The following is a 16089-nucleotide window of genomic DNA, read 5'->3' as shown; positions in this document are numbered from 1 at the left end:
GCAGTTCAGGCTGCATGCGCCTGATTGATGAGGCGTGTCTACCCGGCACCGCAGTCGGCGCTGTCTCCGTCCGGGCCGGGAGTGTCCTGTCCCAGGCCCCGGCGGATCGCGATCTCCACGGGTGAGTACGCGCCGTCGGCCCGCTCCAGTTCGTACGGTGCGGCCGGCATCAGCGGCGGCTGGGCCATGAAGCGCGGTCGCACGCCATGGTGCGGTTGCGCGGCGTGCACCAGGAACGGATGGCACAGGAAGACGTCGCCCGGGGACCCGGTGGCGAGCGCGAGGGGCCGGTGCTCGGACGCCGCCACCAGATCGGGCGCAAGGGTCAGCCCGCTCGCCCCGTCCTCCCCGTACTTCTCCAGCACCTTCGGTACGTCGAGGTGTGAGCCGACCCGGATCCGGGTCGGGGCGTCCTCCTCACCGACCTCGCTGAACAGGAACAGCATCAGCAGCGCCCGGCCCCGGGAGCGCAGATTCGTGAAGTACCAGCTCTCGCCCTCCGGCAGATAGCTCCCCTCGATGTGCCAGCCCGCATCGTCCGGCTCCTCCTCGTGCGGGAAGCGCAGCGGAAACGTGCCCAGCGAGTAGCGCGGCTCCCAGCATCCCGCGCCGACGAGCAGATCGTACGCGCGCTGCAGGGACGGGGAGTTGGGTGCGGCGGCGAACGGTCCCTGCGCCATACCGGCCACCCAGTGCACGGGCTGCGCCCACGTCGCCGGATCGTCCGGGTCACAGCCTGTCTCTCGCCACAGCAGCCGCGCGCAGTCCGCGGCCACGCGCGGTGCGACGGCGCCCTCCAACTTCACGAAGCCGTCGCGGAGGAATCGGGATACCAAGGTCGTGTCGTCCATGCCCCCATCGTGCGGCGACACCGGTCCCGGTCACCCGACCTTCTCCGCACCGCTTTTGTCGGGTTCACCGAGCTCCTTCTTGTCCCTCCGGTTGGCGGAGACGAAGCATGGGATTCGCGGCCGTGATACCCAGAAAGTAGCAGTACCATTTGGTTAGGTTATCCGAGTGGTACTGCTACTTTTCCATGGGCACAGAGCGGAGGAAGGCAGCGATGAGTTCGCCCCGCGTCGACGGGCGCACCCTCCGGTTCCAGCACCGGCGGCCGGAGTTGCTGGCTGCGGCGACCGAGTACGTCCTCGAACACGGCGTCAGCGGCCTGTCCCTGCGCCCCGTGGCGCAGGCGCTCGGTGTCACCCACGCGACGTTGCTACGGCACTTCTCCTCGAAGGACGCGCTACTCCTGGCCGTCGCAGAGAAGGTCCGCACGGATCTGGCCGCATGGCTGGTTTCGGACGTGGAACTCCGCCAGGCACACTCGACGGCCGAACTCGTCAGGGCGATATGGCATCAGCTGTGCGAACCGCAGGGGCAGCGCCAGTTCCTCCTGCTCTTCGAATTCGTCGGCCGCCACGGGGAGAAGTCCGGGGAAGACGAGGAACCCTCCCGGGCGATCGTCCACGACTGGATCGAGATCATCGCCAACAGGCTTGCTGCGGACGGCTGGCCGCCCGAGGACGCCTCCGCTCTGTCCACCCTTGTCCTCGCGCAGCTCCGGGGCCTACAACTCGATCTCCTCGTCTCAGGGGATCGCTCACGGGCGGACCGCGCCATCGACTTCGGCGTACGACTTCTCGACCGCCCCAGCCGGGCCGGCAGTCCAGATGATCACGGGTAGACAGCCTGCCTTTCGGCCCTTCGCCTGATGTCGGCCTGACGCCCCGGCCGGCTTGAGACAACGGCAGTATCTCGACCTGAGGCAGGCCGTCCGCGCGGGACCGCGCCGCGACCGGCTCACCCCCGAGCAGTGCAACGCACTCACCAAGATCGGCATCGAATGGACGGCATGAGCTCCCCGGACGAGGGACACGAAGCGCCGCTCGCGGCACCCGAGGTCAATGTCGAGCCTGACGGGCGCCTGACCGTTCCCGCGGAACACGTCACCGCGCTCCTGCGGTCCATCGCCCGCTCCTGGCAGGCCGGTGCCCACGACGGCGTCCCCGTGATGACCACAGAGAGCGGACCGGGAATCAGCCTCGAACCCGTGACCGTCCGCTCCCTCGCCGACGTCCTCGACAACATCGCCAACCAACTCGACGTCCAATACATCCACATCACCACCCACACCGCGCACACCGAGTAGCGACACCAGCAGGACGATCAGCCGACGGGCGCGCGTCGCCGCCAACCCGCGACGAGGCATACGGTGTGCGGTCCTGGTGCCAACTGGGGGCACCGGCGCACGGGAACACCGACACCAACGGCTTCCCACGGAAGAGGTCTGTGCGCAGCCGGACCATCAGCGCCGTCCCCTGTGGCAGCCACCCAGCCCGCACCGGTCGGCCTCGTAGTCCTGGTTGGGACCTCACCGCCACTGTCCCTGAACCTGGAGATCGCCGTCACGGCTTCAGCTTGTCGGCCTCCCGGACTTGGTGCAGGTGGATGAGGACGTCGAAGGACTTGGCGAGGGCGATATCGCTCGGTTCCGCGGGGAACTGGGTGCCGAGGTTGAGCGTGGGCCGGGCCGTGTTCAGCCAGGCGCGTGCGCGGGCCGGGGCATGGCGGACGTCGAGGTAGAAGTCCCGGTGGCGGACCTGGTCGAGGGTGTGCTCGTTCCGGCCGGGGCCGGCGGCCCCCACCGTGAACTTCTTCCAGTCGCCGCCGAGGGCGGTGTCCTTCGACAGGAAGGAGCCCTGGTTGAAGGTGAAGCCGATGGGGAGGTAGTTCTTGCCCATGGTGTCGCGCAGGAAGGAGCCCTGTGTCTTGGGGTACATCGTGGGGTCACCGGCCTTGTAGCCGACATGGTCGTTGTGTGCCGACAGCAGCACCTTGCTGCCGGTCTGCCGCTGCCACCAGGTGACGTTCTGGGCCATCACCTCATCGCGGAAGCGCTGCGAGGCGGCCATCGAGTCCGGGTCGGTGACGTCCATCGTGAGGAACTTGGCGGTCTGGGCGATCGACCGGGCGTTCTGCTCGGCCCACACGAACGCCTCGTCGCCGGGGTCCTTTTGGCTGCTGACCAGGTCCAGGGCCTGCTGGGCCTTGGCGGCGAGCTGCTGTCGTTCCGCCAGCGGCTTGGCCAGGTAGGCGAAGACGTCGTCGATCGGGCGCAGACCGGCGTAGAGCTCGTTGAGCCGTGGCAGCGCCGCCGGGTGGTTGCGCTGCATGTAGCCGGTCACCCGGCCGAAGAACTCGTCGCTCAGTGTGGGAGCGCCGAGGTCGTTGCCCATGAAATGGACGGTGCGGCCGGGGTTGCTGCGGTTGTGCTCCCGCATCCACTCAAGAAGGCTCACGAACTCCTCTCGTTCCCAGGGGGAGTTGCCCAGCGCCTCCTTGGCCATGCTGCGGGCGTCGCCCTTGCCGGTCTGGAGATAGTCGTCGATCCGGAGCCCTGCTGACCAGCTCATCTCCAGGGAGAAAGTGGTGAAGCCCTTCTTCTCCACGAGGTAGCGGAAGACCCGCTCCTTCATGGTGAAGAACTCATGGGAGCCGTGCGTGGCCTCGCCGAGTCCGACGACTTCGGCGTTGCCGATCATCGCGGCCAGGGCACGCAGGTCGGCCGTGTCTCCCCCGGGCTCCGTCGAGCGCAGCGGATGGGCCACCCGCTCCAGCTCGCGGACCGCGCTCCGCTTCCCCTCAGCCCCGTCGGCCGGTGCCGCTTGGACCGCCACAGGAACGAGGACCGCTCCCATCGCCACCACCGCGGTGGCCAGCAGTCCCCGTCGGCTGATGTATTTCCGGCGCCCGTCCATGGTGTTCTGCCCCTCAACTTGTGCTGTGCAACTTGAGAGAATCGTCGCCCTCGATGCCATGACCACGTAAGGGAGCCTGCTTCCGAAACCGTAGGGGGGATAGCCCCCTCTCGGAGGTGCAGCGGACAGCATGGACAGACATCGTTACGGGCCCGGACGCGCGCCGAGCAGCCGACGGCGATCATGGGCGCGGCGCTCGTGTGACACCGGCCGCAGCCGGTCGGCGAACCGCGGAACGGCGCCGAGCGGCGTGACCCCGGGCATCGTCGCCCGGGGTCGCGTGCTGTCGGCGGAACGGGCCGATCGGCCGCCTCGCGCGTCCCTCGGCGAAGCGCGGCGCGCGGCCGGGCCTCCGCCCGGTGGCTCCTCAGGGCCGTCGTGCCCGGCGGAAGGCGGTCAGGGCGTAGCAGGCGAGCAGGACGAGGGTGAAGGCGAGACCGATGCCCGCCGCCTGACGCATGTCCGGGACCTCGACGGCGGTGGCGGCGACGGCCAGCACCCCGAGTCCGGCCACCAGCGCGAGCTTGCTGCCTCCCGGGATGGTGAAGCCCGTGAATTCCGCAGGGTGCGCGTCCCGGTGGCGGCGGAAGGCGATGTACGAGGCGAGGATCAGCAGCCAGACGAGCAGCACCGCGAAGAGAGCGATCGACATCAGGATGCTGAAGATGCCGCCGACGTCGTAGAAGGCGAGCAGCGCCGCGGCCGCGATACCGAGGGTGGAGGCGGCCAGGGCCGTGGCCGGGACGCCGCGGAAGGTGAGGCGGGCCAGCGGGGCCGGGGCCAGGCCGTCGTCGCCGAGGGAGTGCAGGAGACGGGAGGCGCCGTACAGGTGGGCATTGGCGGCGGAGACGGCGGCGATGAGCACGACGAGGTTGGTGAGGGTCGCCGCGGCGGGCACGCCGACGTCGGAGAAGACCCGCACGAACGGGCTCTCCTCGATGCTGCCGTCCCCTGCGGCCAGCCGCCGCCACGGGATCAGCGCCACGACCAGGGTGATCGCCAGGACGTAGAAGACGCTGAGCCGCCAGGCGAGCTGGCGCATCGCGGTGCGGATACTGCGCTGCGGGTCGGTGGCCTCGGCCGACGCGATGGCGACGACCTCGAAGCCGGCGTACGCGAACATCACGACGGACATGGCGATCCAGACGGACTTCGCACCGTGCGGGACGAACCCGCCGTCGTCGGTGAGGTGCGCGAGGCCGGTGGCCTCGGTGTCCGGGAGGCCGAAGAAGACGAGGAGTGCCGCGCACAGGATGAACGCGCACAGCGCGGTCACCTTGATGGTGGAGAGCCAGAACTCCGTGGTGCCGAAGGACTTCACGTTGATGATGTTCACCGCGAGCACCACCACCGCGATCGCGAGGATGGCCGCCGACATCGGCACGCCGGGCCACCACCAGCGGATGTAGAGCGCGGAGGCGACGACCTCCGTACCGATGACCACGACGGCGCTGAACCAGTACATCCAGCGGGTGACGAAGCCGGCCCACGGGCCGAGGTACTTGTGCGCGATGGCGCCGAACGAGCCCTGCACCGGATGCGCGGCGGACATCTCGCCGAGCAGGACGGCGATGATCGCGACCAGTACGGCTCCGATCGCGTACGAGATGATCACGGCGGGGCCCGCGGCGGATATCGCCGACCCGGAGCCGAGGAACAGGCCGGTGCCGAGCGCGGAGCCCAGACCGATCATGGTGGTCTGACGGTGGGTGAGGGAGCGGACGAGACCTGGGCCCTTCGCCGGTTCACCGCTCGTGGCGGGAGGGGAGACGGGAGCCTGGGCGGGTCTTTCCGGAGCGGCCATGGCAGGTGTCCTTCTTGTACGTGTGGGTGTGGGAGTCGCGGCGGGAGGGGGGCGGCGGATCGTTCCGCCGCCCCCGGAGGGCTCAGAGCTCTTCGCTCGGAGAGCTCGGGCTCAGAACTCGCTGTTGCGGAACGGCCTTTCGGGCCGGTCGAGGTCGGGCCTGCCCAGCACCTTCGGTGAGGACAGCGCGTAGATGCCGTGGTTGGTCAGCACCCAGGCGATGTTGCGGTCCCACTCCACGTACACGCCGTGGGTCTGGTTGCCGTACGCGTAGTCGGGGGTCTCGGTGCCGTACGCCTTCGGGACGAAATAGGCGTCGATCTTCGGCGTGGCGGGGTCGGAGACGTCGAAGAACTGCACGCCCGCGTTGTAGAAGCCGTAGCCGAGTACGCCCGGGGTGTGCCGGCCCGGGTTGGTGTAGGAGCCGGTGCGCTTGGGGCCGAAGCTGCCGCGGCGCTGGCAGAAGTCCGTGATGCCGGCGGACGGAGGCGGGGTGGGACGGGGCAGGGCGCCGACGACGCGGGGGTTCTTCGGGTCCTTGGCGTCGATCTGGTAGACGTCCTTGTACGGCTCGTAACAGTCCTCGGTGAGCGGGTAGCCGGAGTAGTGGATGATCCCGGTCCGCTCGTACTGCGAGACGTCGATGTTGTCGCCCTCGGTGCCCGAGACGGACGGCGGCAGGTCCAGGTGGCTGACCGTCCTCAGGTCGGCCGGGTTCGAGATGTCGAGGACCGTCAGGCCGTAGCCGCCCATGGCGGCGAAGGCGTAACGCCCGCCCTTCTCGACGGGCTTGGGGATGAACAGCGGCATCCGCGCGCCCATCCAGCTGGTGCGGTTGCCGCAGCGCGGGTTCTTCCGGTACGCCGCGTCCTCACCGGTGCGCTGGCCCGGCAGGTGCCAGGTGTCGAGGAGCTTCGGGTGGGCCGGGTCGGCCATGTCCCACGACTGGTAGCCGGCCGAGTGAAGGTTGGTGGGGTACTCGGTACGGGAGTACGTGTCGTCGGGCGCCGTCGCGATGAACATGTACCGCTCGCCGGTCCAGTACGGCGTGTCGAGGGAACCGGAGCCCTGCTGCGCCGTGTTCGGGTCGCTCGTGAGGCGGTCCTTCTGGGTGGCGTCGGTGGAGACGGTCGCGAGGAGCTTCCAGTCCTTCTTCCGGGGGCCGTCCAGGCGGAAGACCTTGAAGCCCTTGAGCCCGGGCTTCTCGCGCAGCTTCCTGACCCCCTCCGGGTTGCTGTACTTGTCGTTCGCCGGGTCGTCCGTGAGTTCCGATATCTGCCGCTTGTCCTCGAAGCTCTGGACCATGACGTACGCGTCGAGCTTCTTGTTCCACTGAATGGTCGAGGCGCCCCAGTAGTCATTGGCCGCCCAGGTGCCGTTGGCCTTCGTCTCGTCGCCGTCCACGTCCTGGCGGCTCATCCTCTCGACGACCTTCACCTTCTTCACATCGGTGATGTCGTAGACGCGGCCCTCGGAGCGGTCGTACTGGAACATGTAGCGGCGACCGCCGAAGTCGACGATGTTCTGCCAGGTGTGGAAGGGGTCGGGAGTGAAGTCCGCGCCCTCGTACGCGGCTTCGACCTTCATGTTCTTGATGTACGAGCGGGTGTCGTACTTCTTGTTGCGGCCCGGGAAGGAGTGCTCGTGCTCCTCGTCGACCGGCGTGAGAGCGGGGTGGCGGAACGTGCCGTCCAGCTGCATGCCGTACGCGCCGGGGTCGGCCGGCCCGGGTCGACGGTCGGCGCAGACCTCGGGGATGTCCGGGTCGGTGGCGGTGGCCGTGGCGGTGGCGCCGGAGCTGCCCGGCACGAGGAGGGTCGCGGCGGTGGCGGCGGCGACTGCCGTCGCCAGGCCCGCTCTTGTACGGAGGGATCGCATGGGCAGTCCTAGGGGTCTCGGCGGCGGAGAGTGGACGTGCGAAGGGGGCCGGTCCGGTCCGGGAGCCTTGCGGAGCACCGGTCCGGGAGTGGTGAGGGGCCGGCCCGTGGGTCGGGTACGGAGGTGGTGCGGTACCGGTCCGCCGGGAGACGGACCGGTACGGAGCCGGACGCGCGGAGGTCGGGCGGATGCCGTGACCTCGGGGATCGCGCGGACCGGGCGGTCGTGCGACCCGGTCAGGTGACCGTCGGGCGCTGCTGGTGGGCGGCGGCCCGGTGGGCGCCCGTGGACGTGATGTCCCGCAGCTCCCGCACGGCGTGCAGCACGTCCGCGTGCGTGAGGTACAGCGCGTTGAAGCCGAAGCGCAGCAGGTCCGGGGCGCGCATGTCGCCGATGACGCCACGTGCGGTGAGCGCGGCGACCAGCGGGTACGCCTCCGGGTGGCGCAGAGCGACCTGGCTGCCGCGGCGCGCGGCCTCGCGCGGGGTGGCCATGGTGAAGCCCAGGCCGTCGAGGAGGGAGTCGGCGCACTCCTGGAAGAAGCCTGTCAGGGCGAGGCTCTTGGCCCGTACGGACTCCATGTCGACCCCGTCGTACGCCGTCAGCGCGGCTTCCAGGGCGACCAGCGAGAGGAGGGGCGGAGTACCGACGCGGGCCCGGGTGATGCCCGGGGCGGGAGCGTACGTTCCGGACATGGCGAACGGCTCCGCGTGACCGTGCCAGCCGGTCACGGGGTGGTCGAAGCCCTGCTGGTGGCGGCGCGCGACGTAGGCGAACGCCGGGGCACCCGGACCGCCCGAGAGGTACTTGTAGCCGCAGCCGACGGCGAAGTCGGCCTCGATGGCGTCGAGTCCGATGGGCATCGCGCCGGCGGCATGGCACAGGTCCCAGTGCATCAGGGCCCCCGCGGTGTGCGCGGCGCCGGTGAGCGCGGCCGTGTCGTACAGCTCGCCGGTGCGGTAGTCCACCGGTGCGTAGGCGGCGACCGCGACGTCCGCCCCGTCGGCGGCCAGCACGGCGGCGGCGTCGCGCGCGGGCACCCTGCGGACCTCCAGGCCCAGCAGCCGTCCCACCGAGTCGGCGATGTACTGGTCGGTGGGAAAGTGGTCGGGGTCGGTCAGCAGCAGGGGGCGGCCGGGGCGCAGCCGGGCGGCGGCGAGCAGCGTGTTGAACAGCTGGACGCTGGTGGAGTCGCCTGCCACCACCTGGCCCGGGGACGCGCCGATCAGGCGGCCGATGGCGTCGCCCGTCCGTACCGGCGCCTCCCACCAGCCGTTGTTGTTCCAGGAACGGATCAGGTCGGTGCCCCACTGGCGGTGCACCGCGTCCTCGACGGCCGGGGGAACGGCCGCGGGAAGGGCGCCGAGGGAGTTGCCGTCGAGATAGACGACCCCCTCGGGGAGGAGGAAGCGGTCCCGGACGTGCGCGAGCGGGTCGGCGGCGTCCAGCGCGGCGGCACGGTCGATGAGCGTTGCGGTCTGCTTCTCGGTCGTCGATTCGTTCAGCACGAGGTCACTCCGTCGTTGCGTGTGAGGCGGTGGGCAGGGAATCGGCGGACGCGGAGGCAGCCGGTACGGGGGCGTCGCCACCGCGGTCGTTCACGAGGTCGAGCGCGATGTCCGCGAGCAGGTCCTCCTGTCCGCCGACGAGTCGCCGCCTCCCCACCTCGACCAGCAGGTCCCGCGTGTCCAGACCGTGGCGCACGGCGGTGGTCTCCGCGTGCCGCAGGAAGCTGGAGTACACCCCGGCGTAGCCCAGGGTCAGCGTCTCCCGGTCCACCCGGACGGGCCGGTCCTGCGTCGGCCGTACGAGCTCCTCCGCCGCGTCCATCAGCGGGAACAGTGCGCAGCCGTGCTCCCAGCCCATCAGGTCGAACACGGCCACCGTCGGCTCCAGTGGCGCGTTCCCCGCTCCGGCGCCCTGGCCCGCGAGCGAGGCGTCCACCCGGTAGGCGCCCGCCTCCACCGCCGTGACGCTGTTGGCCACGCCCAGGCCGAGGTTGTGGTGGGCGTGGATGCCGATCTCGGTGGCGGGGTCGAGGACGGCGCGGTAGGCGCGGACCCGCTCCCGTACGCCGTCCATGGTCAGCCGGCCGCCGGAGTCCGTGACGTAGACGCAGTGCGCGCCGTACGACTCCATGAGGCGGGCCTGGGCGGCCAGTTCGGCCGGCGGGGCCATGTGGGACATCATGAGGAAGCCCGCCACGTCCATCCCCAGTTCCCGGGCCAGGCCGATGTGCTGGGCGGCGATGTCCGCCTCCGTGCAGTGGGTGGCGACGCGCACGGAGGTGACACCGAGCGCGTGCGCACGGCGCAGGTCGTGCGCCGTGCCGACCCCGGGCAGCAGCAGGGTGGTCAGCCTGGCCCTGTGGAGGACCTCGGCCGCCGCCTCCAGCCACTCCCAGTCGGTGAACGCGCCGGGGCCGTAGGTCACGGAGGAGCCGGAGAGACCGTCGCCGTGGGCGACCTCGACGGCGTCGACGCCTGCTGCGTCGAGGGCGGCCGCGATGGCCCGCACCTGGTCGAGGGTGTAGCGGTGGGAGACGGCGTGCATGCCGTCGCGAAGGGTGACGTCCTGGACGTAGACCGAGGTCATCGGGCCGGACTCCGTTCGGCCAGGCGCTCGGCGGTGCGCAGCGCGGCGGAGGTCATGATGTCGAGGTTTCCGGCGTAGGCCGGGAGGTAGTGGGCGGCGCCCTCCACCTCCAGGTACACGGAGACGAGCAGCCGCCCGCCCCCGGCGAGCCGCGTCAGCGGGTCGTCGTCGGCCACCCTGCGGAACTGCGGTTCCTGCTTGAGCCGGTAGCCGGGCACGTATGCGGCGACGGACTCGGCCATCGCGCGGACGGAGGCTGCCACCCGTTGTGTGTCGCAGTCGTCGACGACGCAGTGCACGGTGTCGCGCATCAGCAGCGCCGGCTCCGCCGGGTTGAGGACGATGATCGCCTTGCCCCGGGCGGCGCCGCCCACCTGCTCCAGGGCGCGGGCGGTGGTCTCGGTGAACTCGTCGATGTTCGCGCGGGTGCCCGGACCGGCCGACCGCGAGGCGATCGAGGCGACGATCTCCGCGTAGTGCACCGGTGCCACCGCCGAGACGGCGGCGACGATCGGGACGGTGGCCTGGCCGCCGCAGGTGACCATGTTGAGGTTCGGGGCGTCGAGGTGCTCGTCGAGGTTGACGGGAGGGACGACGTAGGGGCCGATGGCCGCCGGGGTCAGGTCGACGATCCGTTTGCCGTACGGCGCGAGCGCGGCCGCGTTGCGGTGGTGGGCGCTCGCGGAGGTGGCGTCGAAGACGATGTCGATATCGTCGAAGTCGTCGAGGGCGAGCAGCCCCGTGACTCCCTCCGCACTGGTCCGGACGCCGAGCCGACGGGCCCGTGCGAGCCCCTCGGACTCCGGGTCGATGCCGATCATCGCGGCGGCGGTGACGTTCCCCGGACCTCGGACGATCTTGATGAGGAGATCGGTGCCGATGTTGCCCGATCCGATCACGGCTGCCCTCATCGGACGGCCTCCTTCAGCAGCGGGGTCAGACCGAAGAATCGGACGGCGTTGCCGCCGAGGACGGCCTGCTGTTCCTGCGGGGTGAGGGCGCTCTCCCGTACCAGCCGGCCGATCGCCTCCTCGCCGAGCGGGAAGGGATGGTCGGAGCCGAGCAGTACCCGTTCCGCGCCCATCACGTCCACCAGCAGGCGCAGCGCACCGGGGTCGAAGACCGCGGAGTCGACCGAGAAGCGGTCGGTGTAGTGCGAGGGCGGGTGCGGGGTGTCGGCGCGGACGAGGTCGCGGCGGTGCCAGGCGTTGTCGGCCCGGCCCAGGAGGTACGGGAAGCTGCCGCCGCCGTGGGCGAACAGCAGCCGCAGCGATGCCGGCAGACGCTCGAAGGCGCCGGAGAGGATCAGCGACAGGATGGTCAGGTGGGTCTCGGCGGCCATGCCCGCCAGCCAGGCCAGCATGTACCGGGAGAAGCGCGGGCCCGTCGGCAGGTCCCAGGGGTGGACCAGGACGGCGGCGTTCTCCTCGGCGCAGTGCGTGAGGAACTCCAGGAGCGCCCCGTGGTCCAGGTCGCGGTCGCCGAGGTGGTTGCCGATGTGGACACCGTGAAATCCCTGGCGCATCGCCTCGCTGAGCGTGGCGCAGGCCGCCTCGGTGTCCTGCAACGGCACCTGGCACAGCGGGGCCAGCCGGTGAGGGGCGTACGAGCCGTACTCAAGGAGGCGGGAGTTGACCGTACGGCACCAGTCGGCGGCGCGCCCGGACTCCAGGCCGTAGCCGAAGAGCAGCGGTGTGCTGGACAGCACCTGGACGTCCACGCCGAGCCGGTCCAGGTCGGCGACGCGCTCCGCGGGGTCCCACAGGGTGCGGCGCACCGGCCGGTACTCGGCGGCGCCGGCCATCATCATTCCGGCGTCCGGGCCGTCGGTGGTCCGCAGCCAGGGACCGTCGTCGGAGCCGGTGAGCCGCCGGGACTCGGCACGGCCGATCTCGGGGAAGACATGCGCGTGGATGTCGACGACGGTCATGCGCCGTCCGCCCCGTCGCGACGGGTGCGCGGACGCAGCTCCTGCGGCCAGTCCTTGCCCGGGTGCACCGCCCCGCAGTTCCCGCAGGTACGGGCGGCGTCGTCGCCGTAGAACGCGGCGAACACCGGTGGCAGGTCGTCGACGATCGAGCTGAGCTGTACCTCGCTGCGGTGGACCAGGTGATGGCAGCGCGTGCAGTACCACTCGAAGGCGTCCCGCTGTCCCTGCGGCCGGGCGAACTCGACGACCAGGCCGACGCTGTCCTCCTCCGGTCGCTGCGGGGAGTGCCGCACGTGGGGCGGGAGGAGGAAGACGTCGCCCTCACGGATGTGGATGTCGCGCGGCGGACGTCCCTCCTCGTCCATGACTCGCAGCACCATGTCGCCCTTGAGCTGGTAGAAGAACTCCTCGATCGGGTCGTCGTGGAAGTCGGTGCGGCGGTTGGGGCCTCCGACGATCGTCACCATCAGATCGGCGTCCCGCCAGATCTGGACGTTGCCGACCGGCGGCTTGAGCAGATGGCGGTGTTCCTCGATCCATGCCTGGAGGTTGAACGGCTGCATGGTCATCGGCGCGGTTCCTTGTTCGGAGGGATGTGGGCGACGGCGCTGATCTCGATCAGCAGATGCGGATGGGGAAGCTGGTGGACGGCGACGGTGGTGCGGGTCGGACCGCTCTCGTCGAAGTACTCGGCGTAGACCTCGTTGTAGCCGCCGAAGTCGTTCATGCTCACCAGGTACGTGGTCACGGACACCAGGTCGTCCAGGCCCCCGCCGACGGCGGCCAGCAGACGCCCGACGGTGTCGAGCACGGCACGGGTCTGGGCCCGGATGTCGAGATCCGTCACCCCCATCGCGTCGGCGCTCGCGCCGGCGAAGGTGCCGTCGGGGCGGCGCGAGCTCGTACCGGACACGAAGACCAGGTCGCCCGCGCGCCGGAGATGGGGGAAACGGCCGCGGGGCGGGGCGGCTCCGGGCACGATCATGCCTCGTCCTCCGTGGTGAACCGGACGGTGCCGAGGCCCGCGACGGTGGCCCGTACGTGCGTTCCGGGCGGCAGCGGTACGGCGGCCGTCGCCGCGCCGGCGAGGATCACCGTGCCGGGCTCCAGTGGACCGGCGAGCCGGGCTGCGGCGGCGAGGGCGCGCACCGGGTGTCCGAGGATCGCCGCGGTGGAGCCGGTTTCGGCCGGACGCCCGTCGAGCTCCAGGAGGACCCCGAGGTTGCCGAGGTCACCCGGGGCGTGCCACGGGCCGATGGCGTAGCCCGACGCGGACGTGTTGTCGGCGATCACCTCGGGCAGGGAGAACCGGAAGCCGTCGTAGCGGGAGTCGATGACCTCCAGCGCCGGGGCCACGGCCGCGACCGCCGCCATGGGGTCGGTGCCGGGGCGCAGCGTGTCGCCGAGGAGGAAGGCCACCTCGGGCTCGACCCGGGGGTGGATCAGCCCGGAGACGTCCAGACGTCCCCCGTCGGCGATCTCCATCCGGTCCGTCAGCCGCCCGTGGATCAGGTCGGTCACGCCCATCTGCCGCATCTTGGCCAGGCTGGTGAAGCCCAGTTTGAAGCCGGTGAGCCGCTCACCGCGGGCCAGCCGCAGCCCGATCAGGGCCTCCTGGACGGCGTACGCCTCTTCGGTGTCCTTCAGTCCGCTGCCGCCGCCCGGCAGCGGACGCCTGTCCCGTGCCGCGCTGTCCAGGGTCCCGGCCAGTGCCGTGACGTTCATCGGGTGCTCCCCTCCTGTGCGGTGCGCCCGAAGGCCGCACGTACCGAACCGAGTCCGTCGATGCGCGCTTCGAGCACGTCGCCGGGCTCGACGCTCGTCATGGGCCCCAGCGCGCCGGTCAGCACGGTGTCCCCGGCCCGCAGGGGGCGGCCGAGCCGCACGAGCGTGTCCGCCAGCCAGACGGCGGCGTGCAGCGGATTGCCCAGACAGGCCGCGCCCGCACCGGTGGAGACGGGCTCACCGCGGCGCTCCATCACCATGCCGGCGGTCCGCAGGTCGAGTTCCCGCAGCGGTACGGGGCGGGTGCCCAGGACGTACGCGCCGCTGGAGGCGTTGTCGGCGATGGTGTCGACGGCCGAGATGTCCCAGTCGCGGATCCGGCTGCCCACCACCTCGACGGCGGGCAGCGCGAACGCGGTCGCCCGGATCACATCGGCCACGGTGTGCCGCTCGTGGGTGAGGTCCTGTTCCAGGACCAGGGCGACCTCGGCCTCGGCCCGCGGCTGGAGCACCGCGCCCCAGGGGATCTCGGCCCCGTCCGGCACAGCGGTGTCGTCCATCAGCGGACCGAAGTCCGGTGTGCCGACGCCGAGCTGGGCCTGCACCGCCGCCGAGGTCAGACCGATCTTCCAGCCGGTGACGCGGCGCCCCTCGGCGAAGCGGCGGTCGCTGAGGACGGCCTGGACGGCGTAGGCGGCCGTGAGGTCCCCGTCGGGGAGGAGATCGCGGACGGGGGCGCACGGGACACCCGTCCGGCGCGCCGTGTCGAGTCGTTCGGCGGCCCGCGCCACCGCTTCGTCCACCGTGGTCACAGCTTCACGCACACATTCATCGGCTCGGAGAAGAAGTCGAGGGAGTGGTCGCCGCCCTCGCGGCCTATCCCGGATGCCTTCACCCCTCCGAAGGGAGTACGGAGGTCGCGCAGGTTCCAGGTGTTGACCCAGGCGATCCCGACGTCGAGGGCGGGGGCGACGCGGTGCGCCCGGCTCACGTCACCCGTCCACACCGTCGCGGCCAGCCCGTACGGACCGTTGTTGGCGAGCGCCAGCGCCTCCTCCTCGGTGTCGAACGGCGCCAGATGGACGACGGGACCGAAGATCTCCTCCCGTACCGCCGGATGGTCTTCCGGCAGCCCCGACAGCACGGTCGGCTCCACCCAGAAGCCGCCGTCCCGGTCGTCGGAGAAGCACGGCACCCCGCCGCCCGCGAGCACCTGGCCGTCGGCCGCCGCCCTGCCGAGGTATCCCAGCACCTTGTCGCGGTGCGCCGCCGAGATCATCGGGCCGTACCCGCTCAGCGCCCGCGCACCGGTGGCCAGAGCCTCGGCGAACGCGTCGAAGACCGGCCGCTCCACGTACATCCGCTCGGTGCACAGGCACACCTGCCCGCTGTGGGTGAAGGACGAGCGGAGGGTGCCCTCCACGGCCTTCTCCAGATCCGCGTCGGCGAAGACGAGACCGGCGTTCTTGCCGCCCAGCTCGAACGAGACGGGGGCCAGGCGCGCCGCGGCGGCCCGCATGATGGTCCCGCCGGTGCGCGACTCCCCGGTGAAGGCGATCGCGTCCACCCCCGGGTGCTCGGTGAGCCACTGCCCGGCGGCGTCCGCACCGTGGCCGTGGACGAGGTTGAAGACCCCCGCCGGTACGTCCGCCTCGGCCATCACCTCCGCCAGCAGACAGGCGGTGCCCGGCGTGAGTTCGGAGGGCTTGGCGACCACCGTGTTGCCCGTGGCGAGGGCGGGGGCGACCTTCCAGGTGAGCAGGAGCAGCGGCAGGTTCCACGGCGAGATCACCGCGACCACGCCGAGCGGCTTGTGCACCGTGTAGTTCAGCGCGCCACGGCCGTCCGGGGTGCTCGTGTGCCAGGACCGCTCACCGCGCCCGGCCAGGAGGTCGGCGTACGAGCGGAAGTTGGCGATCGCACGCGGGATGTCGACCGTCGAGGCGAGCTCGCGGGGCTTTCCCGTGTCGGCGCACTCGGCGGCGACGAACTCCTCGAAGCGCCCCTCGATGCCGTCGGCGATCCGGTGCAGCATCCGCGCACGGTCCGCCGGGCTCCACGAGGCCCACGGCCCGCGCAGTGCCGCCCGCGCCGCGTCCACCGCGCGGTCGACCAACTCCCGGGAGGCGGCGGGCGCTTCGCCGACGGTGTGCCCGCGGGCCGGGTCGATGAGCGGGAACGGGACGCCCGACGCGTCGAACCCGCCCCCTACGTAATGCCGCACAGCTGAGCGCACCTTGCAGACCTCCGTTGCCAGGCCGGGGATTCGGATCTGGACCCGGCGTGTGCGGGTAGCATGCGCCCACCGAGCTATGCCGAACCAATGCCAAAAGGCGTGATCCCCATACCGAATCGGGTATGGCGAAGTTCGGCCCGCCACCCCGCTCCCGGAAGGA

Annotated in this window: 15 protein-coding genes; 2 read left to right on the top strand and 13 right to left on the bottom strand. The window is 71.1% G+C overall.

Annotated features, from left to right (window positions below; translation table 11 throughout):
- Positions 1-38: 38 nt before the first annotated feature.
- The gene (locus A6A29_RS20610) at positions 39-851 is read right to left on the bottom strand and encodes a phytanoyl-CoA dioxygenase family protein (protein WP_073721702.1); all 813 of its coding nucleotides are present in this window, start codon (positions 849-851) and stop codon (positions 39-41) included.
- A 212-nt stretch (positions 852-1063) separates the two neighbouring features.
- Here A6A29_RS20610 and A6A29_RS20605 point away from each other — a divergent pair, with 212 nt between their 5' ends.
- Both A6A29_RS20605 and A6A29_RS20600 read left to right on the top strand, forming a co-directional pair.
- Positions 1064-1687, top strand: coding sequence for a TetR/AcrR family transcriptional regulator (locus A6A29_RS20605; protein ID WP_073721701.1), 624 nt, complete (start codon positions 1064-1066; stop codon positions 1685-1687).
- 168 nt (positions 1688-1855) lie between these two features.
- Complete coding sequence (locus A6A29_RS20600) at positions 1856-2152, top strand: hypothetical protein (protein WP_241838571.1); 297 nt, start codon at positions 1856-1858, stop codon at positions 2150-2152.
- 256 nt (positions 2153-2408) lie between these two features.
- On the opposite strand, the gene A6A29_RS20595 is transcribed toward A6A29_RS20600, so the two are convergent.
- The 12 genes from A6A29_RS20595 to A6A29_RS20540 all read right to left on the bottom strand — a co-directional run bounded on the left by A6A29_RS20595 (position 2409) and on the right by A6A29_RS20540 (position 15917).
- On the bottom strand, positions 2409-3761 hold the full coding sequence (locus A6A29_RS20595) for an erythromycin esterase family protein (protein WP_073721699.1): 1353 nt from the start codon (positions 3759-3761) through the stop codon (positions 2409-2411).
- Between the two features lie 367 nt (positions 3762-4128).
- Entirely contained in the window at positions 4129-5565 is a 1437-nt protein-coding gene (locus A6A29_RS20590) for an amino acid permease (RefSeq protein ID WP_073721698.1), read from the bottom strand.
- Positions 5566-5676: 111 nt separating this feature from the next.
- Positions 5677-7443 (bottom strand): hypothetical protein, encoded by a 1767-nt coding sequence (locus A6A29_RS20585; protein WP_073721697.1) that lies wholly within the window; start codon positions 7441-7443, stop codon positions 5677-5679.
- Between the two features lie 236 nt (positions 7444-7679).
- Entirely contained in the window at positions 7680-8948 is a 1269-nt protein-coding gene (kynU, locus tag A6A29_RS20580; protein WP_073721827.1) for a kynureninase, read from the bottom strand.
- A gap of 7 nt (positions 8949-8955) precedes the next feature.
- Positions 8956-10038: a 4-hydroxy-2-oxovalerate aldolase gene (gene dmpG / locus A6A29_RS20575; protein ID WP_073721696.1), complete on the bottom strand. Its 1083-nt coding sequence runs from the start codon at positions 10036-10038 to the stop codon at positions 8956-8958.
- Complete coding sequence (locus A6A29_RS20570; RefSeq protein ID WP_073721695.1) at positions 10035-10949, bottom strand: acetaldehyde dehydrogenase (acetylating); 915 nt, start codon at positions 10947-10949, stop codon at positions 10035-10037. The genes dmpG and A6A29_RS20570 overlap by 4 nt, the downstream gene beginning before the upstream one ends.
- Positions 10946-11968, bottom strand: coding sequence for an amidohydrolase family protein (locus A6A29_RS20565; protein ID WP_073721694.1), 1023 nt, complete (start codon positions 11966-11968; stop codon positions 10946-10948). The genes A6A29_RS20570 and A6A29_RS20565 overlap by 4 nt, the downstream gene beginning before the upstream one ends.
- The gene (locus tag A6A29_RS20560) at positions 11965-12537 is read right to left on the bottom strand and encodes a 3-hydroxyanthranilate 3,4-dioxygenase (RefSeq protein WP_073721693.1); all 573 of its coding nucleotides are present in this window, start codon (positions 12535-12537) and stop codon (positions 11965-11967) included. Before A6A29_RS20560 ends, A6A29_RS20565 begins: the two co-directional genes overlap by 4 nt.
- Positions 12534-12953 carry a RidA family protein gene (locus A6A29_RS20555; RefSeq protein ID WP_073721692.1) on the bottom strand — a complete coding sequence of 140 codons (420 nt, stop codon included), beginning with the start codon at positions 12951-12953 and terminating at the stop codon, positions 12534-12536. The genes A6A29_RS20560 and A6A29_RS20555 overlap by 4 nt, the downstream gene beginning before the upstream one ends.
- On the bottom strand, positions 12950-13693 hold the full coding sequence (locus tag A6A29_RS20550) for a 2-keto-4-pentenoate hydratase (protein WP_073721691.1): 744 nt from the start codon (positions 13691-13693) through the stop codon (positions 12950-12952). The genes A6A29_RS20555 and A6A29_RS20550 overlap by 4 nt, the downstream gene beginning before the upstream one ends.
- On the bottom strand, positions 13690-14517 hold the full coding sequence (locus tag A6A29_RS20545; RefSeq protein WP_073721690.1) for a 2-keto-4-pentenoate hydratase: 828 nt from the start codon (positions 14515-14517) through the stop codon (positions 13690-13692). Before A6A29_RS20545 ends, A6A29_RS20550 begins: the two co-directional genes overlap by 4 nt.
- Positions 14502-15917 (bottom strand): 2-hydroxymuconic semialdehyde dehydrogenase, encoded by a 1416-nt coding sequence (locus A6A29_RS20540; RefSeq protein ID WP_079182895.1) that lies wholly within the window; start codon positions 15915-15917, stop codon positions 14502-14504. Before A6A29_RS20540 ends, A6A29_RS20545 begins: the two co-directional genes overlap by 16 nt.
- Positions 15918-16089 lie beyond the last annotated feature (172 nt).

It is taken from the genome of Streptomyces sp. TSRI0281, from assembly GCF_001905125.1.
In the GTDB taxonomy this organism is placed as follows: domain Bacteria; phylum Actinomycetota; class Actinomycetes; order Streptomycetales; family Streptomycetaceae; genus Streptomyces.
The sequence above is the reverse complement of the archived record's forward strand: the minus strand, read 5'-3'. Positions and strand labels throughout refer to the sequence as shown.

What these genes read in the sequence shown, in the direction of transcription:
- A6A29_RS20610 (WP_073721702.1), bottom strand. Translation starts at nt 851, where the DNA reads ATGGACGACACGACCTTGGTATCCCGATTCCTCCGCGACGGCTTCGTG.
- A6A29_RS20605 (WP_073721701.1), top strand. Translation starts at nt 1,064, where the DNA reads ATGAGTTCGCCCCGCGTCGACGGGCGCACCCTCCGGTTCCAGCACCGG.
- A6A29_RS20600 (WP_241838571.1), top strand. Translation starts at nt 1,856, where the DNA reads ATGAGCTCCCCGGACGAGGGACACGAAGCGCCGCTCGCGGCACCCGAG.
- A6A29_RS20595 (WP_073721699.1), bottom strand. Translation starts at nt 3,761, where the DNA reads ATGGACGGGCGCCGGAAATACATCAGCCGACGGGGACTGCTGGCCACC.
- A6A29_RS20590 (WP_073721698.1), bottom strand. Translation starts at nt 5,565, where the DNA reads ATGGCCGCTCCGGAAAGACCCGCCCAGGCTCCCGTCTCCCCTCCCGCC.
- A6A29_RS20585 (WP_073721697.1), bottom strand. Translation starts at nt 7,443, where the DNA reads ATGCGATCCCTCCGTACAAGAGCGGGCCTGGCGACGGCAGTCGCCGCC.
- dmpG (WP_073721696.1), bottom strand. Translation starts at nt 10,038, where the DNA reads ATGACCTCGGTCTACGTCCAGGACGTCACCCTTCGCGACGGCATGCAC.
- A6A29_RS20570 (WP_073721695.1), bottom strand. Translation starts at nt 10,949, where the DNA reads ATGAGGGCAGCCGTGATCGGATCGGGCAACATCGGCACCGATCTCCTC.
- A6A29_RS20565 (WP_073721694.1), bottom strand. Translation starts at nt 11,968, where the DNA reads ATGACCGTCGTCGACATCCACGCGCATGTCTTCCCCGAGATCGGCCGT.
- A6A29_RS20560 (WP_073721693.1), bottom strand. Translation starts at nt 12,537, where the DNA reads ATGACCATGCAGCCGTTCAACCTCCAGGCATGGATCGAGGAACACCGC.
- A6A29_RS20555 (WP_073721692.1), bottom strand. Translation starts at nt 12,953, where the DNA reads ATGATCGTGCCCGGAGCCGCCCCGCCCCGCGGCCGTTTCCCCCATCTC.
- A6A29_RS20550 (WP_073721691.1), bottom strand. Translation starts at nt 13,693, where the DNA reads ATGAACGTCACGGCACTGGCCGGGACCCTGGACAGCGCGGCACGGGAC.